This is a genomic window from Cellulomonas fimi, assembly GCF_028583725.1.
GTDB classification, from domain to species: Bacteria; Actinomycetota; Actinomycetes; order Actinomycetales; family Cellulomonadaceae; genus Cellulomonas; species Cellulomonas fimi_B.
The window spans coordinates 186,482-208,428 of sequence record NZ_CP110680.1 but is presented as its reverse complement, the minus strand read 5'-3'; the positions used below and the strand labels follow the sequence as shown (position 1 = coordinate 208,428).

The following is a 21,947-nucleotide window of genomic DNA, read 5'->3' as shown; positions in this document are numbered from 1 at the left end:
GACGCACGCGGTCGAACGGACGCGCAGGGTCAGGCGGGACGCACGATCAGGCTGGGCGTGCGCGGTCGGACTGGGCGTGCGCGGTCAGGCGGGGCGTGCGTGGTCAGGCGGGGCGTGCGAGGCCAGGCGGAACGCGCGAGGTCAGGCGGGACGCGCGGGGTCAGGCGGACGTGCAGTTGTCCGACGTGCCCTCGTAGACCGCGATCTTGCCCTCGATCGCGAGCAGGTGCGTCGCGACCTCGTCCAGCTGCGCCCGCACCCGGTCCCGGTGCGCCCGGAGCAGCGCGAGCCGCTCGTCCTCGTTCCCCTCGCCCGCGCGCACGAGGTCCGCGTACAGCCGGATCTCGCGCACCGGCATGCCCGTCGCCCGCAGCTTGGTGACCAGCCGGATCCAGCCGAGGTCCTGCTCCGTGTACCGCCGGTGCCCGGACGTCGCCCGGTCGACCGCGTCGAGCAGCAGGCCGTCCCGCTCGTAGTAGCGCAGCGTGTGGGCGGTCAGCCCCGTGGCCTCCGCCGCCTCCGCGATGCTCAGGCCAACCCGTTCCGCGACGACGCTCATGCGTCCGATGGTGACGCTTCGAGTGCACTCGAAGTCAAGACTCCGCCGTGGCACCGGTGGGCCCTGTGGCCTCGCGGCCCTGGTGTGGGGCGGCCCGGCAGCCCAGCGGCCCGACGGCCCAGCGACCCGGCGGCCCAGCAGCCCGGCGACCCGACGACCCAGCGGCCCGGCGACCCGGCAGCCCGGCAGCCCGGCAGCCCAGCAGCCCGGCGGCCCAGCAGCCCGGCAGCCCAGCGGCCCGACGGCCCAGCAGCCCGGCAGCCAGGGCCCAGCGGTCCCGGCGGCCCGGGGACCCGGCGACCGATAGTCCGCCGACCCCGTCGCCGGGTGGGGCCCGGCACCACGCCGAGCCGTCCACAGCCCGCCGCCGGCGCCGCCGCTCCACCGACCACGGCCGGCGCGAGGACCGGGTGACGACGACCGCGGGAGGCTGCGGCACATGGCCCTCCGACCCCGCGCGCACCGCGTCCCGGCGCCGCCCGCCGGTGCACTCCTCACCGCGCGCGCCGACGCCGTGCGCGCGCACCTGCGCGCTCGCCGGACGTCGCTCTGCGTGCTCGCGCTGTGCGTGGCGACCGGCACGGGGCTGCCCGCGTGGACGCAGGCCCGGTCGGCGGCCCGGTACCCGGTCCACGCGGAGGATCTCGCCCTCGCCCGCGGAGCTCTCGCGACCCTCGACGTGCGGAGCCGACCGCCCCCGGAGCCGTACGAGCGCGACGAGTTCGGGCAGGCGTGGGCTGACGTCGACCGCAACGGCTGCGACACCCGCAACGACGTCCTGCGACGTGACCTCACCGGCACGACCACCAAGCCCGGGACCCGCGGCTGCCTGGTGCTCGACGGGACGCTCGACGACCCGTACACGGGCCGCCGGATGGTGTTCGAGCGCGGGCCGTCGTCCGGCGACGTGCAGGTCGACCACGTCGTCGCGCTCGGTGACGCGTGGGTCGCGGGCGCCGCCGGGTGGACCGACGCCGCGCGCACGGCCTTCGCCAACGACCCGGCGAACCTGCTCGCCGTCGAGGGTCGCGCCAACCAGGACAAGGGCGCCGCCGATGCGTCGCAGTGGTTGCCGCCGAACGTCGGCTACCGGTGTGCGTACGCGGTCCGGCAGGTGCTCGTGAAGTCGGCGTACGGGCTGTCCGTCACACGCGACGAGCAGCGGGCGCTCGCCGGTGCGCTCGGCGGGTGCGTGACGACGTGACGGCCAGAGCTCGGCTCAGGCGAGCTGCAGGCCCACCAGCCACGCACCGCCGAGGGCGAGGCACCCGAGGCAGACGAGGAGGAGGACGCCGACCCAGAACAGTCCCGGCAGGTGCGTGAGGCGCCCGAGCATGCCGGCGTCGGAGACGTCCGACCCGCCACGACGACGCACGCGCCGCCGACCGGACTGCATCTCCAGGACCGCGCGGGGCGCACCGAGGAGGAAGAACCAGGTGACCAGGTAGGCGAACGTGGACTGCACGACCGCGGAGCCCCACACCGTCACGCCGACGAGGACCGCGGCGCTCACGAGCACCGACCACAGGCCGTACCAGTTGCGGATCTGCACGAGCACGAGCGCCACGACGACCACGAGCAGCCACAGGAGGGCGACCGCGTACCCCTCGGACAGCAGCCACGCGGCACCGAGCCCGAGCAGCGCCGGCGCCGGGTACCCGGCTGCCGCGGTGGCGACCATGCCGGGTCCGCGCGGCTTCCCGACCGAGACGGTGAGCCCGGACGTGTCCGAGTGCACCCGGATGCCCGAGAGGCGCCGGCCGACGAGCACCGCGACGGCGGCGTGGCCCGCCTCGTGCACGATCGTGAGCGCGTGCCGTGTGAGGTGCCAGAGCTGCGGGACGACCAGAGCGACCAGGACCACGGCGGCCGTCACGACCACGACGACGGTGTCGGGCACGGGCTGCGGCGTCGTGACCGACTGCCACGTCTCGTTCCACCAGTCCACGGCTCTCCTCGGGGTCGTCCCGCCCGCGACGTGTCCGCGGGCAGGGGGACCCTACCGGCCCGTCGGGACGACAGGTCAGGGCTGAGCCGTGAGCGTCACGTCGTCGCCCGTGGCGGTCACGCGCGCACCGTCCGGGACGACCTCGACCGCCGACAGCACGAGGCCCTCGGGGAGCCCGCTCACGGGGACCTCGAGCCCTCGGAACCGGGACGAGACCCGCTCCGGCAGGTCGTCGACGGTGATCGTCAGCCCGCCCAGCGACATGCGCCCCACGTCGACGAGCAGCCGGCCGTCCTCGACCCGCGGCTGGAGCGCCGCCGAGAGGTCCACGCCGAGCACCTCGCCCGACGCGACGAGCGACGTCCCGTCGACGGCGACGGTCACGTCGAGGTCGGTCTGCTCGGCGACGACCTGCTCGATCGTCGCCGTCGGCAGCGTGCCCGTGATGGAGCCGGTCGCCACCGTGTACGGCTCGGACGTGCTGACGCCCTGCGCGTCGAACGTCACGTCCGTCGCCGTCAGGCCACCGTCGAGGGTCACGCCGTCGACGCTGCCGGTCACGTGGTCGAGCGAGCCGGCGAGCACCTGCGTGAGGAACGGGAAGCCGTCGATCGTCACCGTGGGCGTGCCGGCGACGTCGAGGTTCGCCTCGACCGACTCGGCCGCGCGGCGCTCCGCGGTCGACGCCGCGACCCGGTCGGCGACGACGACGCCGGCCGCGAGCACGACGATCGTGGAGACGACGATCGCGACCGCGCGGCCGCTCATCGACCCGACCCCGCCCCGGCCCGTGCGGCGCGCCGTGCGGGCACGTGAGCGGGCGCGTCAGCGGGCGCGACGGACGTCTCGGGGGCGGCCGGTCTCGGCTCGGTCGTGGTGCGCACGCGCCCACGGTAGGGGCGCTGACCTCGGCGCACATCCGCAGGGCCGGGTCTCGCAGCGCGTCTCACCACGTCCAGCCGCGCGCGGCGAGCTCGACCTCCTCACGGAACCGTTCGGCCGGGTCGCCCTTGGGGCGCGGCAGGACCTCGACGCCCGCGAGCCGGCACGCCTCGGCGAGCAGCTGGTCGTACGCGAGCTGGGACGCGATGATCCTTTCCGCCCGCGCGAACGTGCGCGGGTCGAGCTCGAGCGCACGGACGTGGTCGGCGACGGCGCCGAGGCGCTCCTGGACGCGGAGCGCGTCGAACGGGTTCGGCGGGACGGGGCGCGGGGGGCGCAGCCGGTGCGCCCAGCTCTCGAGCCGGTCGGCGAGCGCGACCCGCCATCGCGGCGGCTCGTCCGCGCCGGGGAGGAGCGACCACAGGGCGCTGAAGACGAGCGCCGGCACGAAGAGCACTGCGGCCAGCAATACCCACGACATCGTGAGGTCCTTCGTCGACGCTTCCTCTCAGGCTAGGTCGCGACTGTGACGCACGCCATACCTGCTGCCGGTCATCCGGCACACCGGTGCGCGACCCTCGCCCTGGGGTCGCCGGACCCCGTCGGCGCCCACGTCACGACGTCCGCCGGGCTCACCCGCACGCGGATCGACGTCCTCCGTGGCGCGACGCCCGCCGCCCGCCGCCCGCTGCCCGCCGCCCGCCGCCCGCCGCCCGCCGCTCGAGCGTGCCTCCCGACCGGCGCGACCGGCCGCGACACCACAGACGGTGCCCGACGGCTCAGCCGGCGCGGACCGTGAGGATGCTCGGGCCGTGCGGTGTCGGACGGACCTCGATGCGGTCGGCGATCGCCTGCTTGAGCGTCTCGACGTGCGACACGACGCCGACGACCCGCCCGCCGGCGCGCAGCCGTCCGAGCTCGGCGAGCACCTGGTCCAGGGTGTGCGGGTCGAGGCTGCCGAACCCCTCGTCGACGAAGAGTGTGCCGAGGTCGATGCCGCCGGCTTCCGCGCTCACCACGTCGGCCAGGCCGAGCGCGAGGCACAGCGACACGTAGAAGGTCTCGCCGCCGGACAGCGTGCGGGGGTCGCGCTGGTGGCCGGTGCGATGGTCGACGACGCGCATCGACAGGCCGGTGCGGCGGGTGCTGACGTCCTCCTTGACGTCGCTGCGGACGAGCTCGTACCGCCCGTCCGACATGCCGAGCAGCCGGTCGTTCGCGGTGGCGACGACGTCCTCGAACCGGCGCGTCAGCACGTAGGTCGCGAGGGACAGGGCGTGCGCGTTGTCCCCGCCGGTCCCGCCGGCGACGGCCGCGAGCCGTGCGACGGGCGCGTGTGCGGCCGTGCGCTCGACGAGACGCTCGGCGGCCGCGACGACCGCGGCCGTGGCGGCCTGGACGGCGTCGGCGCGGTCCCGGGCGCTGCGCGCCTCGCCGGCGGCGGCCTCGTGCTCGACGCGCGCGGTCCGCTCTGCCTCGCGCGCCTCCGCGAGGTCGACGACGAGGTCGTCGGGCAGACCGGCGACGGCGTCCTCGGCGAGGCCGGCGCGCACCCGCCCCACGGCGGCGACGTACGCCTCGACGGTCGAGGTGAGCTCGTCGAGCACGGCCGGGTCCACGAGCGCGTCGCGCGCCTCGTCCACGGACGCGAACCCGTGCTCCGCGAGCCCGTCCGCGAGCTCGGCACGCCGCACCGTGTCGTCGGTGTGCGCGCGCTCGACGGCGACGAGCGCGTCGGCGAGCGTCCCGGCCGCGGCGGCGCGCTCGCGCAAGGCGGCGTGCCGGGCGGCGACCGTCGGATGGTCGGCCCGGCCGGCCACGACCTCGGCCTCGGCGGCGTCGAGCTGCTGGACCAGCGCCTCGATGCGCACCTCGGCGGCGGCCAGCGCGGTCACGGCGTCCTGGCGCAGGCTCACCCGCCGCGCGGTGGCGGTGTCGTGCGCCTCGACGTCCCGGGCGAGACGTGCCGCGTCGGCGACGGCGGTGCGGGCAGCGGTGAGTGCCTCGTGCGCGGCGGCGAGCCGAGCGGCGACGTCGTCGGGCGTGGCGCCGTCGACCTGCCGTGCGAGGGCGGTGACCCGCTCGGCGCACCGTGCGACCTCGCTCTCGGCGGCGCGCACGTCGTGCTCGGCGGCGACCCGGGCGTCCTCGGCGTCCTGCACGTCGTCGGCGGTGACGTGGTCCGCCCCGAGCGCGGCCTTGGCGGGATGCTCGACGGCGCCGCAGACCGGGCAGGCGTCGCCGTCCGCGAGGGCCGACGCGAGCTCGCCCGCCAGGTCGGCGATCCGCGCGGTCCGCAGGGTCGCCTCGCGCTGGACGGCGGCGGCCGCCGCCCGTGCGCTCGACGCGAGCCGCCGCTCAGCGGACGCGTGCCGGTCGGTCGCCTCGTCGAGCGCGACCAGGGCCGACGCCACGTCGGTCAGCGCCTCGAGCGCGGCCGTGCGCTCGGGGACGCACGCCGCGAGCTCCGTCGCCTCGCGGTGTGCCGTGACGAGGGCGGCCCTCTCCTCCGGACGCGCCGCCAGCCAGGTGTCGTGCACGCCGATCTCGGTGCGGAGGTCGTCGACGCCCGCCCGGGCCCCGCGCACCTCCTGACGGCGCGCCTCGAGCCCGGCCTCGACGGCCACGAGCCGCTCGATCGCCGCGGCCTGCGCCACGGCCTGCTCGCGCGCGACGTCGAGCAGCCGCCGCTCGCCGGCCGGCGACGCGGACCCCACGGCCTCCACGGCGACGTCGAACAGCGTCGGCTGCGCGCTGCCGACGGCACCGGGCAGAGCGGCGCCACCGTCGTCCGCCCCGCGCGAGCCGGACCGTCCGGCGGGCTCGGCGTCGTCGGGCCACGACCGTCGCGCGAGCTCCGCCAGGTCGGCGGGTGCCGCGTCGACGGCCGCGTCGAGCGCCTTCGACGCCGACTCCAGCGCGACCCGCGCTTCGTCGGACCGGTGGATCAGGGGCCGGACGGACTGCGCGGAGCGCGCGGTCGCGAGACGGGCCTGCGCCGCGCGGTGCAGGGGCTCGGCCTCGTCGAGCGCCGCGCGCTCGGCCCGGAGGGCGTCGCGGCGCCGCAGCAGCTCGGCGGTGCGCGTCGCCTCGTCGAGCGCGGTCCGTGCGTCCGCGCGCCGGCGCTCGGCGGCCGCCGCCAGGTCGTGCGCGGTCGTGGCGGCGCTGGTCACGTCCGCGGCGAACGTCCCCACGACGCCGCTCACGGCGTCGACGGTGCCGGTCGCGAGCGCTTCGTCGAGGTCGTGCCGCAGCCTGTCGGCCGTCTCCGTGTCGAGCCGGGCGGCCCCGACGAGGTGCGCCGCAGCGGTGGTGAGACCCGCGCGCGCGGCCGCGACGGCCTCCGCCGACTCGCGCCGCAGCTCGACCAGGCGGCGGCCGATCCGGTCGTACACCTCGGTGCCGAAGATCTTCTGCAGCAGCCCGCGCCGCTGCTCGGGGTCGGCGCGCAGGAACCGCGCGAACTCCCCCTGCGGCAGCACGATCGTCTGGACGAACTGCGTGCGGTCGAGCCCGACGACCCGCTGGAGCTCGGCCCCGGCCTCGTCGAGGCGCGTCGAGACCACCTCGCCGGCGGGCACGTCGTCGGGGTCGCCGCTGCCGTCGTCGTCGGCCGACAGTCGCCACAGCGTGATGGACGGCTGCTGCCGGACCGTGCCGGTGCCGCGCTTCTTCGCGCGGTCGTACCCGGGGCTGCGCCGCACGCGGTAGACGCCGGACGCGACCTCGAAGGTGAGGTCGACCACGGTGGGTACGTCGTCGGCCGCGTAGGCGGACCGCAGCCGGTCGTCGCTCGCGTCGGCCGACGCGACCTTGCCGTAGAGCGCGAACACCACGGCGTCGATGAGGGTCGACTTGCCCGAGCCGGTCGGGCCGTCGAGCAGGAACAGCCCCGACGCGGACAGCGCCGAGAAGTCGACGGTGTGCCGGCCGGCGAACGGCCCGAGGGCCTGGACGGTGAGCGTGCGCAGCTGCATCAGGCGCTCCGCTCCGCGGCGAGGACGTCCTCGTACGCGCGGCGCAGCACGTCGACCTCGACCGCGGTCGCGTCGGCACCGGTGACGTGCCTGACGAACTGCGCGGCCACGTCGACGGGGTCGTGCGCGGCCGTGACGACGGCGGCAGCGGACGTGCGCGCGTGCTCGGGTGCACGGTGCTGCACGACGAGCGCGTGCGGGAACCGCTGCGTGACGCGGCGGTAGAGGTCGGACGGGCGCTGCGGGTCGGTCACGGTCACCCGGACCCAGTCGTCGACGTGCGCCTCGCCCGCGGCGCCGAGGAGGTCGTCGAGCGTGCCGGTCACCTCGGCGAGGCGGCGCGCGACCGGCGCCGCGACGAGCTCGACCGCGGGATCGGCGCCGGACAGGTCCACGAGGGCCGTCGACTTCGTGTGCCGCAGCTCCGAGAACGAGTACGCGAGCGGTGACCCGGAGTAGCGCAGCGTCGTGCCGTCGGGGCCGGCGACGCGCTGGGGGCCGTGCAGGTGCCCGAGCGCGACGTAGTCGACGCCCGCGAACACCCCGGCGGGCACGTGCTCGACGCCGCCGACTGCGAGGTCCCGCTCCGACTCGCTCGCGACGCCCCCGACGACGAACGCGTGCGCGGCGACGACGCTGCGCACCCGCCCGCCGGACGCGGCACGGCGACGCGCGTCGACGTCGGCCCGCACGCGGCGCATCGCGGCGCCGACGACGGCCTCGTGCGAACGTGCCGGTACGCGCCGTTCGCCGTCCGGACCGTCCTCGGCGAGGTCGGCGCGCACGGTGTCCGGGTCGAGGTAGGGCAGGCCGTAGACCAGCACGTCGCCGTCGTCGGACGGCAGCACGACGGGCTCGTGCAGCCCGGCGACCCGGGTGCGCAGCCGCACGCGCTCGCGCATGAGGGCGGACCCGAAGCCCAGCCGGGTCGCGGAGTCGTGGTTGCCGGACGTCACGACGACGGTCGTGTGCTCGGCGAGCCGCGCGAGCGTGTCGGACAGGAGCGTCACGGCTTCGACGGGCGGGATCGCACGGTCGTACACGTCTCCCGCGACCACCACCGCGGCGACGGCCTCGGCACGCACGACCTCGACCAGGTGGTCGAGGTACGCCGCCTGGTGGTCGAGGAGGTCGACCCCGTGCAGCGTCCGACCGAGGTGCCAGTCGGAGGTGTGCAGGATCCGCATGCCGAGGACGCTAACCGCCGCGTCCGACACGACGACCGAGGCGGCACGGAGCGTCGTGGACGGGCCGGTGTGATCCCGGGCTGTGGACGGCTCGGCACGAGCGCCGGGCCGACCGCACCGCCCGCGTCGTCAGGTCAGGCGGGCGTGGGGACGCCGGGTCAGGCGGGCTCGGGGACCGCCACGACCGGCTCGGCCGACGCGAACTCGCCGCCCATGCCGATCATCTCCAGCACGTCGCGCAGCACGCGGTGCGGGTCCTGGAGGGTCACGGGGATGCCGGCCTCCCGTGCCGCGAGGTGCAGCTGCAGCACGAAGGCGATGCCGGAGGAGTCGATGAACGTCGCGTGCGTGGTGTCGATCACGACCGGGTCGCCGCCGATGAGGGCCCGGGCCATGGTCGCGCTCGCCTCGTCGCGCAGCGCGGCGTCGACCTCGCCGACCAGCACGACGACCGTGCGGCCGTCCTGCTCGTCGACCCGGATCGTCCCGGCGGCGGCGGTGTGCTCGATCAGCTCCATGGCTCCTCACTCCTGCGCGACCGGACCCGTGAGGCCCGGCGGCCTGATGACGGTACCGGCCGGTGCCGACGCCGCCACTCGAGAGGCCCAACGGCCACGGGACGGGATCCGTTCCCCGGGGTTCGTGCCCGATCCGCGGCGTTCGTCAAGGATCGACCGACGACCCGGTCCGGTCAAGATCGGGTCGAGAACCAGTACAGAACCCTCACAGTCGACGCCGCCCGGCGGCGTCCGGAGGTCAACGACAGGTCACGCCTCCGGGTCGGTGACGTCCGCCACGGTGGCCTCCAGCGCCCGCACGAGGTCACTCCCGTCGACGGTCGCCGCGACGCCGTGCGCGCCCGCGCCGATCGACACCGACCGGTCCGGGACGCGCGAGTCGGCGACGACGGGCCACGCCGTGAGCGAGCCGAAGGGCGTGATCGTCCCACGCTCGTACCCGGTCACGTCCCGCGCGGTCGTCGCGTCGGGCATCGAGAGCCGGGACACCCCGAGCAGCGCGCGCAGCTTCGGCCAGGAGATCGTCCGGTCGCCCGGGACGAGCACGAAGAGGAAGTCGTCGTCGCCACGCCGCACGACGATCGTCTTGACGACGTCGGCGGGCTCGACCCCGCGCGCAGCGGCCGCCTCGGCGAGCGACCGCACGGGCCCGTGCCGCGTGATCGTGTAGCCGACGCCCGACGCCTCGAGCGCGGCCGCCGCCCGCCGCTCGCCGTCCGACCCGGCCGTCTCGCTCATCCGGCCACTGTAGGGGCGTCCGCCCAGGCCGCACGTCCGTCGCGCACGACGAGGTGCTCCCCGGTCCACCGGCGCCGCAGCCACCGGTCGTGCGTCGCGACGACGACCGCCCCCGGCGACACCTCCAGGGCGTCGACGAGCTCGTCCGCCAGCCGCACGGACACGTGGTTCGTCGGCTCGTCGAGCAGCAGCACGCCGGGCGTCCGGGCCACGAGCAGCGCGAGCACGACGCGTCGACGCTGCCCGACGGACAGCTCCCGCAGCGGCCGGTCGACGTCCCGCGGCGCGACGAGGCCGAGGTCGACGAGGCGGACCGGGTCGGGCAGGTCGGCCGTCACGGCGTCGAACAGCGTCCGCGGCGTGCGCGGGTCGTCGGCCAGGCCGACGTCCTGCTCGAGCAGCGCGACCTCGACGCCGCGCGCCCGCTGCACGGACCCGCGGGCCGGCACGAGGTCTCCCGCGAGCAGGTGCAGCAGCGTCGACTTGCCCGCCCCGTTCGGCCCGCTGACCAGCACCTTGGCGCCGGCGGCGAGGTCGAGCGACGGGACGGTGAGCCGCCCGGGCACCTCGGCGTCGCGCACCTGCAGCACGAGGCCGCCGGCCGCACCCGACCATGACGACGGCACCGCGAACCGCAGCGGCGGCGGGGGCTTGCGCACGTGGTCGCGCGTGAGCTCGTCGAGCCGCCGCTGCGCGTCCCTGACCCGCCGGGACACCTGCTGCTCGACGCGGGCGCCCTGCGCGTCGTAGTCCATCTTGAAGTTGTTGCCGAGCTCGCGGCCGTACCCGACCTGCCGCGCGGTGACCCGCACCGAGTGCCGCAACCGGGACAGCTCCTCGCGCTCGGCCTTCCACCGCTCCTCCCACCGGTTGCGCTCGACGCGCTTGGCGGCGAGGTAGTCGGTGAACGTGCCGCCGTACCGGGTGGGACCGTCGAGCGACGGGTCGAGGTCGAGGATCTCGGTGCACGTCTCGTCGAGGAACACGCGATCGTGGCTCGTGAGCACGACGGCCCCGGGCAGCGCGCGCAGCGCCCCCGCGAGGTACTCGGCCGCGGCGTCGTCGAGGTGGTTGGTCGGCTCGTCGAGCAGGACGGCCGCCGGGCTGCGGACCAGCAGGGCCGCGAGCGCGAGCCGCGACCGCTGCCCGCCGGACATCCGCGCGGTCGGCCGGGTCGGTTCGACGTCCGCGAGACCGAGCCCGACGAGGGCCAGCTCAGCCCGCCGGTCGGCGTCCCAGACGCCCGCGAGCTCGGCGTCGAGGAGAGCGGTGGCGTACGCGTCGTCGGCACCGGGGACGTCGTCCGCGAGCGCGGCCGAGGCGTCCTCGAGCGCGTGCTCGACGGCACGGACGTCGGCCAGCGCGGCCGCCATGACGTCAGCGACGGTGTGGGCCGGCGCGAAGGTCGGCTCCTGCGTCAGCAGCTCGAGCGCCGCGGGCCGTGTGACGTCGCCGCTGTCGGGCTGCTCGACGCCCGCGAGCAGGCGCAGGAGGGTCGACTTGCCGATGCCGTTCTCGCCGACGACACCGAGGCGGTGGCCGGGGTCGACGTCGAGGTCGACGCCGGTCAGCACGGGACGCCCGTCGTAGGAACGGGTCAGGGCACGGGCACGGAGGACTGGGTTCATGCGATCACCACCGGGGGGTGCGCCGACGTCGGGAGCAGCACGACGGGCGCGGGGAGTCGGGAGAGGGACTCGGCGCGGTGGTCAGATCAGCACGGCGGCACTGTAAGCAGGCGTGGCGGGCGCGCGCCACCCGTTTTCCCGCAGGGTCGCTGACCCGTCCCGGTCGGCCCCGCCGCCGTGCCCGCACGGGACGGCCGCGACGGGCGCCCGTCCGCTGGCCCGACCAGCCGTCGCGCACCACGATGGCGCCATGCCCGCCGCGTCCGGACGCCGCCTGTGATCGCGAGCCTGCTGCTGGGCGTGCTCCTCATGAACGTCCTCGCGCTCGGGCTCGTCGTGGCCCGCGGCCCGGTGTTCGGCACGCGCGTCTACCGGCCCATGCTGCTCAACCTCGCGCTGTCCGCGGCCCCCCTGCTGGTCCTGCTGCTGTCGTACGCGCTGATCTTCCTGCTGGCGGTCGGGGTGCCGCGCGCGGTCGTCCTCCCGCTGGTCGGCCTGCTGCTCCTCGTCTGGCTCCTGCTCCTGCCGAACGCGGGCTACCTCGTCACCGAGCTCAACCTCAGCCACCGGCGCGACGGCGACGGCGTGCCGATGTGGTTCGACGTCGTCCTCGTGATCTCGCTCGCGATGGCCGGGGTGCTCAACACCGTCCTGAACGTGCTGCTCGTGCAGCTCGAGTGGACGATCGCGCGGCACGGCGACGTCGCGGCACCGCTGCTGGCCGGCGACACGCTCGCGCTCGTCGCGGTCGTGCTGCTGCTCGTCTCGTTCGGGATGTACCTGGGCCGGCACCTGCGCCTCAACAGCTGGGACGTCGTCCGGCCGTGGCGTGTGGTGGCCAAGACGGTCGCGCACCTGCGCGAGCCGCGCGCGGCCGGTCAGGCGACGGCGTTCACGCTGCTCTACGCGCTGTTCTTCGCCGTCATGTACGTCGCCGTCGCGGGTCCCGTCATCCAGGCGCTGGTGCTGCTGGAGCAATGAGCGCGCGGGCGACGCGGGGCACCTGGGAGAATCGTGCGTCGTGACCACCAGCGAGCCGTCGACCGGACGCCCGTCCGGCCCCCGCCGGCGCGGGGGTCGCGGTGGCGGCCGCGGTCGGCGGCCCGACGAGCCGCGCCGAACCGACGAGGCGCGGCGGACCGACGAGGCCCGGCAGCCCGGCCAGCGTGCACGCGGCGGCGGCCAGCAGCACGACCGGCGACGTGACGACGAGCGCGCCCGGGCCCGTCGGGCCCGGGCCGCGGCGGTCCGCGAGCAGGTCGTCGTCCCGCCGATCGTCTACCCCGAGAACCTGCCGGTCAGCGCACGTCGCGACGAGATCGCCGCCGCGATCCGCGACCACCAGGTCGTCGTCGTCGCGGGCGAGACGGGCTCCGGCAAGACGACGCAGCTGCCGAAGATCGCGCTCGACCTCGGCCGCGGGCGGGCCGGTCAGATCGGCCACACGCAGCCCCGCCGGATCGCGGCCCGGTCGGTCGCGGAGCGCATCGCCGAGGAGGTCGGCACGACGCTCGGCGAGCTCGTCGGGTACCAGGTGCGGTTCACGGACACGTCGTCCGACGAGACGCTCGTCAAGGTCATGACGGACGGCATCCTGCTCGCGCAGATCCATCGCGACCCGATGCTGTGGGCGTACGACACGCTCATCATCGACGAGGCGCACGAGCGCTCCCTCAACATCGACTTCATCCTCGGCTACCTGACGCGGCTGCTGCCGCAGCGGCCGGACCTCAAGGTCGTCATCACGTCCGCGACGATCGACTCCGCGCGGTTCGCGCAGCACTTCGCCGGGCCGCCGACGGCCGAGCACCCCGACGGCGTGCCCGCGCCGGTCGTCGAGGTCAGCGGCCGCACGTACCCCGTCGAGATCCGGTACCGGCCCCTGTCGCCCGACGTCGAGGCGCCCGCGGAGGACGCCGGCCGCCGGCCGCGCGCGAAGGCCACCGAGGACCGCGACCTCATGACCGCGATCACCGAGGCCGTCGACGAGCTGTCCGCCGAGGGGCCGGGCGACATCCTCGTGTTCCTGTCCGGCGAGCGGGAGATCCGCGACGCGGAGGACGCGCTGCGCACGTCGCTCGGCGCGCGTGCGACCGATCCCCGCCACCCGCAGGCCGTCGAGCTCCTGCCGCTCTACAGCCGCCTGTCGGCCGCCGAGCAGCACCGCGTGTTCGAGCCGCACGCCGCGCGACGCGTCGTGCTCTCGACCAACGTCGCGGAGACGTCGCTGACCGTGCCCGGCGTCCGGTACGTCGTCGACCCGGGCACCGCGCGCATCTCGCGCTGGTCGAAGGCGACCAAGGTGCAGCGGCTGCCGATCGAGCCGATCTCGCAGGCGTCGGCCAACCAGCGGTCCGGGCGGTGCGGGCGCGTCGCGGACGGCATCGCGATCCGGCTGTACTCGCCCGACGACTTCGCGGCCCGGCCGATGTACACCGAGCCGGAGATCCTCCGCACGTCGCTGGCCTCGGTGATCCTGCAGATGATCGCCGTGGGCGTCGCGGCGTCGCCCGACGACGTGACCGACTTCCCGTTCGTCGACCCGCCGGACGTGCGGGCCGTGCGCGACGGCGTGCAGCTGCTCACGGAGCTCGGTGCGCTGGAGACGGTCGCTGTCGAGGGCGCCGACGGCGGCGCGCAGCGACCGCGGACCGTCACGCGGCTCACGGACACCGGGCGGGCCCTCGCGCAGCTGCCGATGGACCCGCGGCTGGCACGCATGATCGTCGAGGGCGGCCGTCGCGGCGTCGCGCGCGAGGTCATGGTGATCGCCGCGGCCCTGTCGATCCAGGACCCGCGCGAGCGTCCCGCCGAGGAGCGCGACCGCGCCGACCAGCTGCACGGCCGGTTCGCCGACCCGACGTCCGACCTGCTCGCCTACCTCAACCTCTGGCAGTACCTGCGTGAGCAGCAGCGCGAGCTGTCCGGCAACGCGTTCCGCCGGATGTGCCGGTCGGAGCACCTCAACTACCTGCGCATCCGCGAGTGGCAGGACGTGGTCACCCAGCTCCGTGAGCTCGCGAAGCCGCTGGGCATCCACGTCTCCCCGCTCCGTCCGACGTCCACGTCTCCCGTCGGCGGCGCGGCCGCGAACCCGGAGGACGGCCCGGGGGCCGGCCGTGCGCTCGACGACACCGCGCGGGGAGCCCTGCGGCTCGAGTGGGACGCCGACCGGATCCACGTCAGCGTGCTGTCCGGGCTGCTGTCGCACATCGGCATGCAGGAGGCGACGGAGGTCGCGGCACCGGCGCGTGGTGGCGGCACGGGCGCGCGGGGGCGGCGGCCCGACCGGCGGGCGCGCAACGAGTACCTCGGCGCGCGCGGGGCCCGGTTCGCGATCTTCCCCGGGTCGGGGCTCGCCAGGAAGCCGCCCGCGTGGGTCATGGCCGCCGAGCTCGTCGAGACGTCGCGGCTGTGGGCGCGCGACGCGGCGCGCATCCAGCCGGAGTGGGCCGAGGAGGTCGGCGCGCACCTGGTGAAGCGCACCTACTCCGAGCCCGCGTGGTCGTCCAAGCAGGGGGCCGCGACCGCGTTCGAGAAGGTCCTGCTGTACGGCGTGCCGATCGTCGCGCAGCGGCGTGTGCTGTACGCCAAGGTCAACCCCGAGCACGCGCGCGAGCTGTTCGTCCGGCACGCGCTCGTGCAGGGCGAGTGGACGACGCACCACCAGTTCTTCCACGAGAACCGACGGCTGCTCGCCGAGGCCGAGGGGCTGGAGGCGCGCGCCCGCCGTCGCGACCTGGTCGTCGACGACGACGTCCTGTTCGCCTTCTACGACGAGCGGATCCCGTCCGACGTCGTCTCCGCGCGGCACTTCGACCAGTGGTGGAAGGGCGCCCGACGACGCGACCCCGACCTGCTGACGTTCACGCGCGAGCTCCTCGTCGCCGACGACGCCGACGCGATCGACGAGTCTGCGTTCCCGTCGCGGTGGCCGCAGGGTGACCTGCGCCTGCCGCTGACCTACCAGTTCCAGCCCGGCACCGAGGCCGACGGCGTCACCGTGCACGTCCCGATCACGGCACTGGCCCGGCTGACCCCCGACGGGTTCGACTGGATGGTGCCCGGGCTGCGCGAGGAGCTCGTCACCGCGACCATCCGTTCGCTGCCCAAGCCCGTCCGCGTGCAGCTCGTGCCCGCGCCCGACGTCGCACGGTCCGTCGAGGCGTGGCTGCGCGAGCACACCGCGTCGTGGGAGGACACCGTCCGGGCCGGCGACGCCGCACCGTCGTTCCGTGAGCTGTTCCGGCAGGCCGTCCGGGCCGTGCGCGACGTCGACGTGCCCGACGACGCGTTCGACGACGACAGGCTGCCCCCGCACCTGCGCATGACGTTCCGCGTCGTGGGCGAGCGCGGCGGCGTCGTCGACGAGGGGAAGGACCTGCTGGTCCTGCAGCGGCGGCTCGCCTCGCGCACGCAGGAGGCCGTCGACGCCGCGGTCCGGACCGCGGTGCGGGCGGCCATGGAGGAGGCGCGCGCGGCCTCCGGCGGGCCGGGCGGTGACGGGCCGGGTTCCGGAGCGACGGCCGGGTCGGGTGGCGCGGCCGGTGGCCGCGGGACGACCGTCGACGGACGCACCGGGGCGGTCGGGGCTGCGGCCGCGCAGGGTGCCGGCGCCGGTCCCGGTCGGGGCACGAGCCCGACGCCCGGGGCACCGGGCTCGTCGGCGCCCGCGTCGGCGGCCGCTGCTGCGGCCGTGTCGATCGAGCGCTCCGGCCTGCGCACCTGGCCCGACGACCTCCCGGGAGGTCGACTCCCCGAGGTCCTGGAGGCGACCGCGGCCGGGGTCACCGTGCGGGCGTTCCCCGTGCTCGTCGACGAGACGACGTCGGTCGCCGTGCGGACGCTCGCCGACGCGGCGGCCGTCCCGTCGACCGCCCGCTGTGGCCTGCGCCGGCTGCTGCTGCTCGACGTCGGCCTCGCGACCGGCCGGATCACGTCGCGCTGGACCGGGACGCAGGCCCTCACCCTCGCCGCGAGCCCGTACCCGAGCACGGACGCGCTGGTCACCGACGTGCAGCTCGCGGCGATCGACCGGCTCGTGACGTCCCATCTCGGCGACCGCACCCCCGCCGAGGTGCGCGACGCCGACGCCTACGCCGCGCTGCGCACGGTGGTCCGCGACCGGCTGGAGGACGCCGTGCACGCGGTCGTCACCGACCTCGTCGCGGTGCTCGGCGCGTGGCGCGAGCTCGAGGCCGACCTGCGCACGTCGGCGAGCCTCGCGCTCCTGGCCACCGTGCAGGACGTGCGTGAGCAGTCCGCGGACCTGGTGCACGACGGGTTCGTGTCCGAGGTCGGGGCCGTGCGGCTGCCGCAGCTCACGCGGTACCTGCGCGCGGCCCGGCACCGGCTGGGCAAGGCTGCGGAGAACCCGCAGCGCGACGGGGACCTCGCGTGGCAGGTGCACGACGTCGAGGACCTGTACGACGCGGCGGTGACGAAGGCGCGTGCGTCCTCGCCCGACTCCGCCCGGGACGCGGCGCTCGACGAGGTCCGCTGGCTGCTCCAGGAGCTCCGTGTCAGCCTGTTCGCGCAGCAGCTCGGCACCCCGGTACCGGTCTCCCCGACCCGCATCCGCAAGGCCCTCGCCGCCCTCTAGGCACGCCGCGCACCCGAGGACCGCCGGCCGCCGGTCACCCATCCCCTCCCCATCCCGGCGACCCGGGTCCTGTGACCGCTCGTGGCGCTCCTGCGGTCACAGGACCCGGGTCGCCGGGGTTCGGGCCGTCGGCCGGCTGCGTCAGCGGCGGCGGGCGAAGAGGAGGCCCGCGGCCGTCCGGGCGACCAGGAAGATGCCGACGCACCACGCGACCGCCGACACCCACGTCGACGTCTCGAGCGGCAGGCCGAGGAGCAGGCCGCGCATGGTGTCGGTCACCGGCGTGACGGGGTTCCACGCGGCGATCGCCTCCAGCACCGACGGCATCGACTCCGGCGGCACGAACGCGCTCGACACGTACGGCAGGAACAGGATGAAGAACGTGAAGCCGCTGGCCGCCTCCGGCCCGGACGACACGATCCCGACGGCCACGCCGACCCACGTCAGCGCGAGGACGAACAGCGCGACCAGGCCGAGCGCGCCGAGCCAGTCGAGCAGCGTCGCGTCGGGGCTGAACCCGACCAGGAACGCGGCACCGATCACGAGCGCGGTCGACACCGCGTTGCGCGCCATGCTCGCCACCACGTGCCCGGTGACGACGCCCGTCGCGCGGATCGGCATCGAGCGGAAGCGGTCGATGATGCCGTTCGTCATGTCGGACGCCATGTCGACCGCGGTGTTCGCCGCCCCGTACCCGGCGGTCAGCAGGATGATGCCCGGCACGACGAAGTCGACGTAGCGCCCGGTCGGGTCGATCGCCCCGCCGAACACGTACGTGAACATCAGCAGGAGCATCACGGGCAGCATCACCGAGAGCAGCAGCGTGTCGAGCTGCCGGGTCGTGCGGCGCAGCGTCCGGCCGATCAGCGCGGTCGTGTCCCGGACGGTCTGGCCCGGGCCGGGGCGGGCCGTCGTGGGTGCGGGCGCGAGGAGGGCGGTCATCGGGTCTCCCGGGGGTGCGGGCCGGCGGCGGCGAGCGCGTCGGCGGACGGGCGGTGGCGGTCGGTGTCGCTCGGGGCGGCGCCGGCGGCGGGCTCGGTGGGCTCGGCGGGCTTGCCGGTCAGGCTGAGGAAGACGTCGTCGAGCGTGGGCTCACGGACCTGCCACGCGGCGACGTCGAGCGGGCGCGCCGACACCTCCCCGAGGATGCGGTGCACGTCGGCGACGGACCCGTCGGTGGGCACCTGCTGCACGGTCCCGTCGCGCAGCACGAGCTCGACGTGCGCCGACCCGACCGTCCGCTTGAGCTCGGCGGCGGTGCCCTGCGCGATGACGCGACCGTGGTCGATGACGACGATCCGGTCGGCGAGGCGGTCGGCCTCCTCCAGGTACTGCGTGGTGAGCAGCAGCGTCGCGCCCGCGTCGACGACACCGCGGATGACCTCCCACAGGTCGCCGCGGCTGCGCGGGTCGAGGCCGGTCGTCGGCTCGTCGAGGAACACGACCTGCGGGCGGCTGAGCAGGCTCACCGCGAGGTCGAGCCGCCGCCGCATGCCGCCCGAGTACGTCTTGACGAGGCGCCCGTCCGCGTCGGTGAGGTCGAAGAGCTCGAGCATGTCGGCGGTGCGCGTGCGGACCTCGCGGCTGCCGAGGTGCGCGAGGCGGGCCATGAGGTGCAGGTTCTCGGTCCCGGTGAGCAGCTCGTCGACGGCGGCGTACTGGCCGGTGAGGCTGATGGCCGCGCGCACGGCGGCGGGGTCGCGCACGACGTCGGCTCCCGCGACGGTCGCGGTGCCGCCGTCGGGTCGCAGGAGCGTCGACAGGATGCGGACGGTCGTCGTCTTGCCCGCGCCGTTGGGCCCGAGCAGGGCGAGGACCTCGCCGCGGTGGACGTCGAGGTCGACGCCGTCGAGGACGGTGAGGTCGCCGTAGGACTTGCGCAGTCCGCGGGCGACGACGATCGGAGCGGTCATCGCGTGGCCTCCTTCTGTGTACGTCGTAAACTGTGTGTGTATGTCATACACACTTATAGGATCGAGCGTCAAGGAGGTACGACGTGGACGAGGCCATCGACCCGGCGCAGTCGCCCGACGCCGACGACGCGGCACGGGCGCGGTCAGCGGCGGGCGGCGCCGTGCCGGGACGTGCACAGGACGACGCGGCGACGACGCCGCCGGTCGACCACCCGGCAGGCGACGACGACGACGGAGCGCAGGGACGTGCGCACGACGGCGACGCCCGCGCCCGTCAGGAGGCCGACGACGCGCGACGCGAGGCCGAGGCCCTGCGGCGCGACCGCGAGAAGGCCGAACGCGCGGCCGCCAAGGAGGCCGACCGGGCCCGCCGCGACCGCGAGAAGGCCGAGCGCGCCGCCGCCAAGGACGCCGAGCGCGCGCGTCGCGACGCCGACCGGCGTCGCCGCGACGAGGAGAAGGCCGAGCGGGACCGCACGAAGGCGCTCCAGCAGGCCGAGGACCAGCGGACGCGCGCCCTCGCAGGCGTCGAGAAGGAGCGCCGGCGACGCGAGGACGAGGCCCGCAAGGAGACCGAGCGCGCCCAGGCCGAGCGGGAGCGCGCCGCCCGGGACGCCGCCCGCGAGGCCGGTCGTGCGCTGCGCGAGGCCGAGAAGGCTGCACGCGACGCCGCCCTCGCCCAGCAGCGCGCCGCCCGCGAGGCGGACAAGGCCCGACGGGAGGCGGCCCGCGCCGAGAGCACCCCCGCACCCGCCGCTACCGTCGACGCCTCCGCGCTGCCCCCCGACCTCGCCGTCCTCTGGCGCGCGCCCGAGCCGCCCCGCCGCGGCCCACGCCCCAGCCTCACGCTCGACCAGATCGCCGACGCCGCCATCGCGCTCGCCGACGCCGAGGGGATCGGCGCGGTGTCCATGGCACGGCTCGCCGAGTCGCTCGGCTTCACGACGATGTCCCTCTACCGGTACGTGTCGTCGAAGGACGAGGTCGTCAGCCTCATGTCGGACCGCGCGAGCGGCCGCCCGCCCGTCGTCGGGCCCGAGGTCGGCGACTGGCGCGCCCGGCTCGAGCTGCTCGTCGCGCTCCAGCAGCCGATCCTCTACGCGCACCCGTGGCTCGCGCACACCGGCACCGTGCTGCACGCGGTCGGGCCGAACCGGCTCGCGTGGATGGAGGCGATGGTCGCCGCGCTGGAGGACACACCGCTCGACGAGGCGTCGAAGGTCGCCGCCGTCGGCATGCTCGCGAGCCACCAGCTCGACGAGCTGCGGCTGTTCGCGTCGTGGGAGGCGCGCGAGCGGGCGGTCGAGGACATGACCGCCGCGCCCTACGACATGGACCGCATGCTCGCGGCGGTCGCGACTCGCGACGAGCACCCCGCGCTCCTGCGGGCGGCCGACGCGGGGGCGTTCAGCGCCGCGATGCAGGACGACGGCGTCTCGTTCGGGTCGCGGCTCGTGCTCGACGGGATCGCGGCGCTGATCGCCCGCGCGGGCCATGCGTGACCGAGCCGTCCACAGCCCCCGTCGACGACCGACGCGTCCCCACTGCCCTCGCCCGGCCGTCGACGTGTGGGCGGACGACGCCAGACTGACGTCGTGACCGCACAGCCGCCCCCGAGCACCGACCTGACCACCGAACCCGCCGCGCCCGCCGACCCTGTCGGTCCGACGCCGCTCGTGGGGCGGTGCTTCGGCGACGGCGACCCCCTGTACGAGCGGTACCACGACGAGGAGTGGGGCCGGCCGGTGCACGGCGAGCACGCGCTCTTCGAGCGGGTCGCGCTGGAGGGGTTCCAGTCCGGGCTCGCCTGGATCACCATCCTGCGCAAGCGGCCCGCCTTCCGGGCGGCCTTCGCCGACTTCGACGCGGAGGTCGTCGCGGAGTTCGGCGACGCCGACGTCGCCCGGCTGATGGCGGACGCGGGGATCGTGCGCAACCGCGCGAAGATCGAGGCGACGATCGCGAACGCCCGAGCGCTGCGCGACCTGCACGCGCAGTCGCGCACGCTCGACGAGGTGCTGTGGTCGCACGCCCCCGACCGCGCGGACCACGTCCGCCCCGCGACCTGGGCGGACGTGCCCGCGGTGACCCCCGAGTCGAAGGCGCTGGCGCGGGAGCTGAAGTCGCTCGGCTTCCGGTTCGTCGGTCCCACCACCGCGTACGCGGCGATGCAGGCGTGCGGGCTGGTCGACGACCACCTCGCGACGTGCCCGTCGGTGACCGGGCGCCCGGCGTCGGGCTGACGCTGCCGGAGTGGGCGTCGAGCTGACGCTGCCGGGGTGGGCGTCGGGCTGACGCTTCGGGGGCGGACGTCGGGCTGTCGCTGCGGGGGCCGGCGTCGGGCTGTCGCTGCGGGGGCCGGCGGGCTGCTGCTCCCGTCGGGTGACGCCTCCGCGCCGCCCCTGACCCTCTTTCGGGTGGAGGTTAAGATGCCCGGCATGACCGACACGACCGACCCGGACGCACGGCTCGACGCCGTGCGCGGGGCGGCAGCGGCCATGTCGACCCCGTCGACCGTCGACGCCGAGGTGCTGGCCGCCGTCCAGGACGGACTGCTCGGCGTGCAGGCCGGTTCGCCGACGTCGTGGTTCGACGTCCCGACGCAGCGCAGCCGGCTCCGGCCGGGCCACCTCACGCCGCGCCGCCGCCGCTGACCCGACGCGCCCTCGTCGGCGCCGCCGTGCTCCCCGCCCCCGTCGCCCGACCGAGCCCCGGGCGCCCTCCGATCGACGCCCCCGTCTGACCCGTCGACCCCGCGGACGTCGCCGTCTCACCGATCGAGCAGCGTTGCCCACCATGTGGTCGGCGGTCTAGCATCACGACAACCATCCAGAGCGGCCGAGAGACCTGGCTCGACGACGCCGCAGCAACCCCCCTCCTGGCGAGGGTGTGGGTGCTTCCGCCAGGGTCGATGGAGTGAACGATGCCGCATCACGCCGCGTGTCCCCGCGCACCCCGCGCGGGCCGGACGCCCCGGGCCACCCGGTGAGCGCGC

17 protein-coding genes and 1 riboswitch are annotated in these 21,947 nt (G+C 75.8%); of the genes, 6 read left to right on the top strand and 11 right to left on the bottom strand.

The window, feature by feature from the left end; translation table 11 throughout:
* Nucleotides 1–160: 160 nt before the first annotated feature.
* Nucleotides 161–559, bottom strand: a complete 399-nt coding sequence (locus OOT42_RS00940; RefSeq protein ID WP_273653102.1) for a MerR family transcriptional regulator — start codon at nucleotides 557–559, stop codon at nucleotides 161–163.
* Nucleotides 560–998: 439 nt separating this feature from the next.
* On the opposite strand from OOT42_RS00940, the gene OOT42_RS00935 reads away from it, so the two are divergent.
* Nucleotides 999–1,763, top strand: coding sequence for an HNH endonuclease family protein (locus OOT42_RS00935; RefSeq protein ID WP_273653101.1), 765 nt, complete (start codon nucleotides 999–1,001; stop codon nucleotides 1,761–1,763).
* Between the two features lie 15 nt (nucleotides 1,764–1,778).
* On the opposite strand, the gene OOT42_RS00930 is transcribed toward OOT42_RS00935, so the two are convergent.
* From OOT42_RS00930 to OOT42_RS00895, 8 genes are all read right to left on the bottom strand, one after another.
* Nucleotides 1,779–2,507, bottom strand: a complete 729-nt coding sequence (locus OOT42_RS00930; RefSeq protein ID WP_273653100.1) for a M50 family metallopeptidase — start codon at nucleotides 2,505–2,507, stop codon at nucleotides 1,779–1,781.
* Nucleotides 2,508–2,582: 75 nt separating this feature from the next.
* A complete protein-coding gene (locus OOT42_RS00925) occupies nucleotides 2,583–3,275 on the bottom strand; it encodes a DUF2993 domain-containing protein (protein ID WP_273653099.1) in 693 nt (230 codons plus the stop codon).
* A gap of 178 nt (nucleotides 3,276–3,453) precedes the next feature.
* Nucleotides 3,454–3,870, bottom strand: coding sequence for a hypothetical protein (locus OOT42_RS00920; protein ID WP_273653098.1), 417 nt, complete (start codon nucleotides 3,868–3,870; stop codon nucleotides 3,454–3,456).
* Nucleotides 3,871–4,168: 298 nt separating this feature from the next.
* Nucleotides 4,169–7,366 (bottom strand): AAA family ATPase, encoded by a 3,198-nt coding sequence (locus OOT42_RS00915; protein WP_273653097.1) that lies wholly within the window; start codon nucleotides 7,364–7,366, stop codon nucleotides 4,169–4,171.
* On the bottom strand, nucleotides 7,366–8,553 hold the full coding sequence (locus OOT42_RS00910) for an exonuclease SbcCD subunit D (protein WP_273653096.1): 1,188 nt from the start codon (nucleotides 8,551–8,553) through the stop codon (nucleotides 7,366–7,368). The genes OOT42_RS00915 and OOT42_RS00910 overlap by 1 nt, the downstream gene beginning before the upstream one ends.
* Nucleotides 8,554–8,711: 158 nt before the next feature.
* Nucleotides 8,712–9,071, bottom strand: a complete 360-nt coding sequence (locus OOT42_RS00905) for an STAS domain-containing protein (RefSeq protein ID WP_273653095.1) — start codon at nucleotides 9,069–9,071, stop codon at nucleotides 8,712–8,714.
* Between the two features lie 249 nt (nucleotides 9,072–9,320).
* Nucleotides 9,321–9,809 carry an aminoacyl-tRNA deacylase gene (locus OOT42_RS00900; protein ID WP_273653094.1) on the bottom strand — a complete coding sequence of 163 codons (489 nt, stop codon included), beginning with the start codon at nucleotides 9,807–9,809 and terminating at the stop codon, nucleotides 9,321–9,323.
* Nucleotides 9,806–11,437: an ABC-F family ATP-binding cassette domain-containing protein gene (locus OOT42_RS00895; protein WP_273653093.1), complete on the bottom strand. Its 1,632-nt coding sequence runs from the start codon at nucleotides 11,435–11,437 to the stop codon at nucleotides 9,806–9,808. Before OOT42_RS00895 ends, OOT42_RS00900 begins: the two co-directional genes overlap by 4 nt.
* A 276-nt stretch (nucleotides 11,438–11,713) precedes the next feature.
* Here OOT42_RS00895 and OOT42_RS00890 point away from each other — a divergent pair, with 276 nt between their 5' ends.
* Entirely contained in the window at nucleotides 11,714–12,418 is a 705-nt protein-coding gene (locus OOT42_RS00890; protein ID WP_273653092.1) for a DUF1361 domain-containing protein, read from the top strand.
* A gap of 40 nt (nucleotides 12,419–12,458) precedes the next feature.
* Complete coding sequence (hrpA, locus tag OOT42_RS00885; RefSeq protein WP_273653091.1) at nucleotides 12,459–17,039, top strand: ATP-dependent RNA helicase HrpA; 4,581 nt, start codon at nucleotides 12,459–12,461, stop codon at nucleotides 17,037–17,039.
* A 141-nt stretch (nucleotides 17,040–17,180) separates the two neighbouring features.
* On the opposite strand, the gene OOT42_RS00880 is transcribed toward hrpA, so the two are convergent.
* Together OOT42_RS00880 and OOT42_RS00875 are read right to left on the bottom strand one after the other, a co-directional pair.
* On the bottom strand, nucleotides 17,181–17,981 hold the full coding sequence (locus tag OOT42_RS00880; RefSeq protein ID WP_273653090.1) for an ABC transporter permease: 801 nt from the start codon (nucleotides 17,979–17,981) through the stop codon (nucleotides 17,181–17,183).
* Nucleotides 17,978–18,952 (bottom strand): ATP-binding cassette domain-containing protein, encoded by a 975-nt coding sequence (locus OOT42_RS00875; RefSeq protein WP_273653089.1) that lies wholly within the window; start codon nucleotides 18,950–18,952, stop codon nucleotides 17,978–17,980. The genes OOT42_RS00880 and OOT42_RS00875 overlap by 4 nt, the downstream gene beginning before the upstream one ends.
* 83 nt (nucleotides 18,953–19,035) lie before the next feature.
* Between OOT42_RS00875 and OOT42_RS00870 the strand changes: the two genes are divergently transcribed.
* From OOT42_RS00870 to OOT42_RS00860, 3 genes are all read left to right on the top strand, one after another.
* On the top strand, nucleotides 19,036–20,454 hold the full coding sequence (locus OOT42_RS00870) for a TetR/AcrR family transcriptional regulator C-terminal domain-containing protein (protein WP_273653088.1): 1,419 nt from the start codon (nucleotides 19,036–19,038) through the stop codon (nucleotides 20,452–20,454).
* 93 nt (nucleotides 20,455–20,547) lie between these two features.
* Nucleotides 20,548–21,195, top strand: coding sequence for a DNA-3-methyladenine glycosylase I (locus OOT42_RS00865; RefSeq protein WP_423775943.1), 648 nt, complete (start codon nucleotides 20,548–20,550; stop codon nucleotides 21,193–21,195).
* A 195-nt stretch (nucleotides 21,196–21,390) separates the two neighbouring features.
* Nucleotides 21,391–21,606 carry a hypothetical protein gene (locus OOT42_RS00860; RefSeq protein ID WP_273653087.1) on the top strand — a complete coding sequence of 72 codons (216 nt, stop codon included), beginning with the start codon at nucleotides 21,391–21,393 and terminating at the stop codon, nucleotides 21,604–21,606.
* A 168-nt stretch (nucleotides 21,607–21,774) separates the two neighbouring features.
* Nucleotides 21,775–21,870: riboswitch (SAM riboswitch) on the top strand.
* The last annotated feature ends 77 nt before the right edge of the window (nucleotides 21,871–21,947 follow it).

What these genes read in the sequence shown, in the direction of transcription:
- OOT42_RS00940 (WP_273653102.1), bottom strand. Translation starts at nt 559, where the DNA reads ATGAGCGTCGTCGCGGAACGGGTTGGCCTGAGCATCGCGGAGGCGGCG.
- OOT42_RS00935 (WP_273653101.1), top strand. Translation starts at nt 999, where the DNA reads ATGGCCCTCCGACCCCGCGCGCACCGCGTCCCGGCGCCGCCCGCCGGT.
- OOT42_RS00925 (WP_273653099.1), bottom strand. Translation starts at nt 3,275, where the DNA reads ATGAGCGGCCGCGCGGTCGCGATCGTCGTCTCCACGATCGTCGTGCTC.
- OOT42_RS00920 (WP_273653098.1), bottom strand. Translation starts at nt 3,870, where the DNA reads ATGTCGTGGGTATTGCTGGCCGCAGTGCTCTTCGTGCCGGCGCTCGTC.
- OOT42_RS00915 (WP_273653097.1), bottom strand. Translation starts at nt 7,366, where the DNA reads ATGCAGCTGCGCACGCTCACCGTCCAGGCCCTCGGGCCGTTCGCCGGC.
- OOT42_RS00910 (WP_273653096.1), bottom strand. Translation starts at nt 8,553, where the DNA reads ATGCGGATCCTGCACACCTCCGACTGGCACCTCGGTCGGACGCTGCAC.
- OOT42_RS00905 (WP_273653095.1), bottom strand. Translation starts at nt 9,071, where the DNA reads ATGGAGCTGATCGAGCACACCGCCGCCGCCGGGACGATCCGGGTCGAC.
- OOT42_RS00900 (WP_273653094.1), bottom strand. Translation starts at nt 9,809, where the DNA reads ATGAGCGAGACGGCCGGGTCGGACGGCGAGCGGCGGGCGGCGGCCGCG.
- OOT42_RS00895 (WP_273653093.1), bottom strand. Translation starts at nt 11,437, where the DNA reads ATGAACCCAGTCCTCCGTGCCCGTGCCCTGACCCGTTCCTACGACGGG.
- OOT42_RS00880 (WP_273653090.1), bottom strand. Translation starts at nt 17,981, where the DNA reads ATGACCGCCCTCCTCGCGCCCGCACCCACGACGGCCCGCCCCGGCCCG.
- OOT42_RS00875 (WP_273653089.1), bottom strand. Translation starts at nt 18,952, where the DNA reads ATGACCGCTCCGATCGTCGTCGCCCGCGGACTGCGCAAGTCCTACGGC.
- OOT42_RS00860 (WP_273653087.1), top strand. Translation starts at nt 21,391, where the DNA reads ATGACCGACACGACCGACCCGGACGCACGGCTCGACGCCGTGCGCGGG.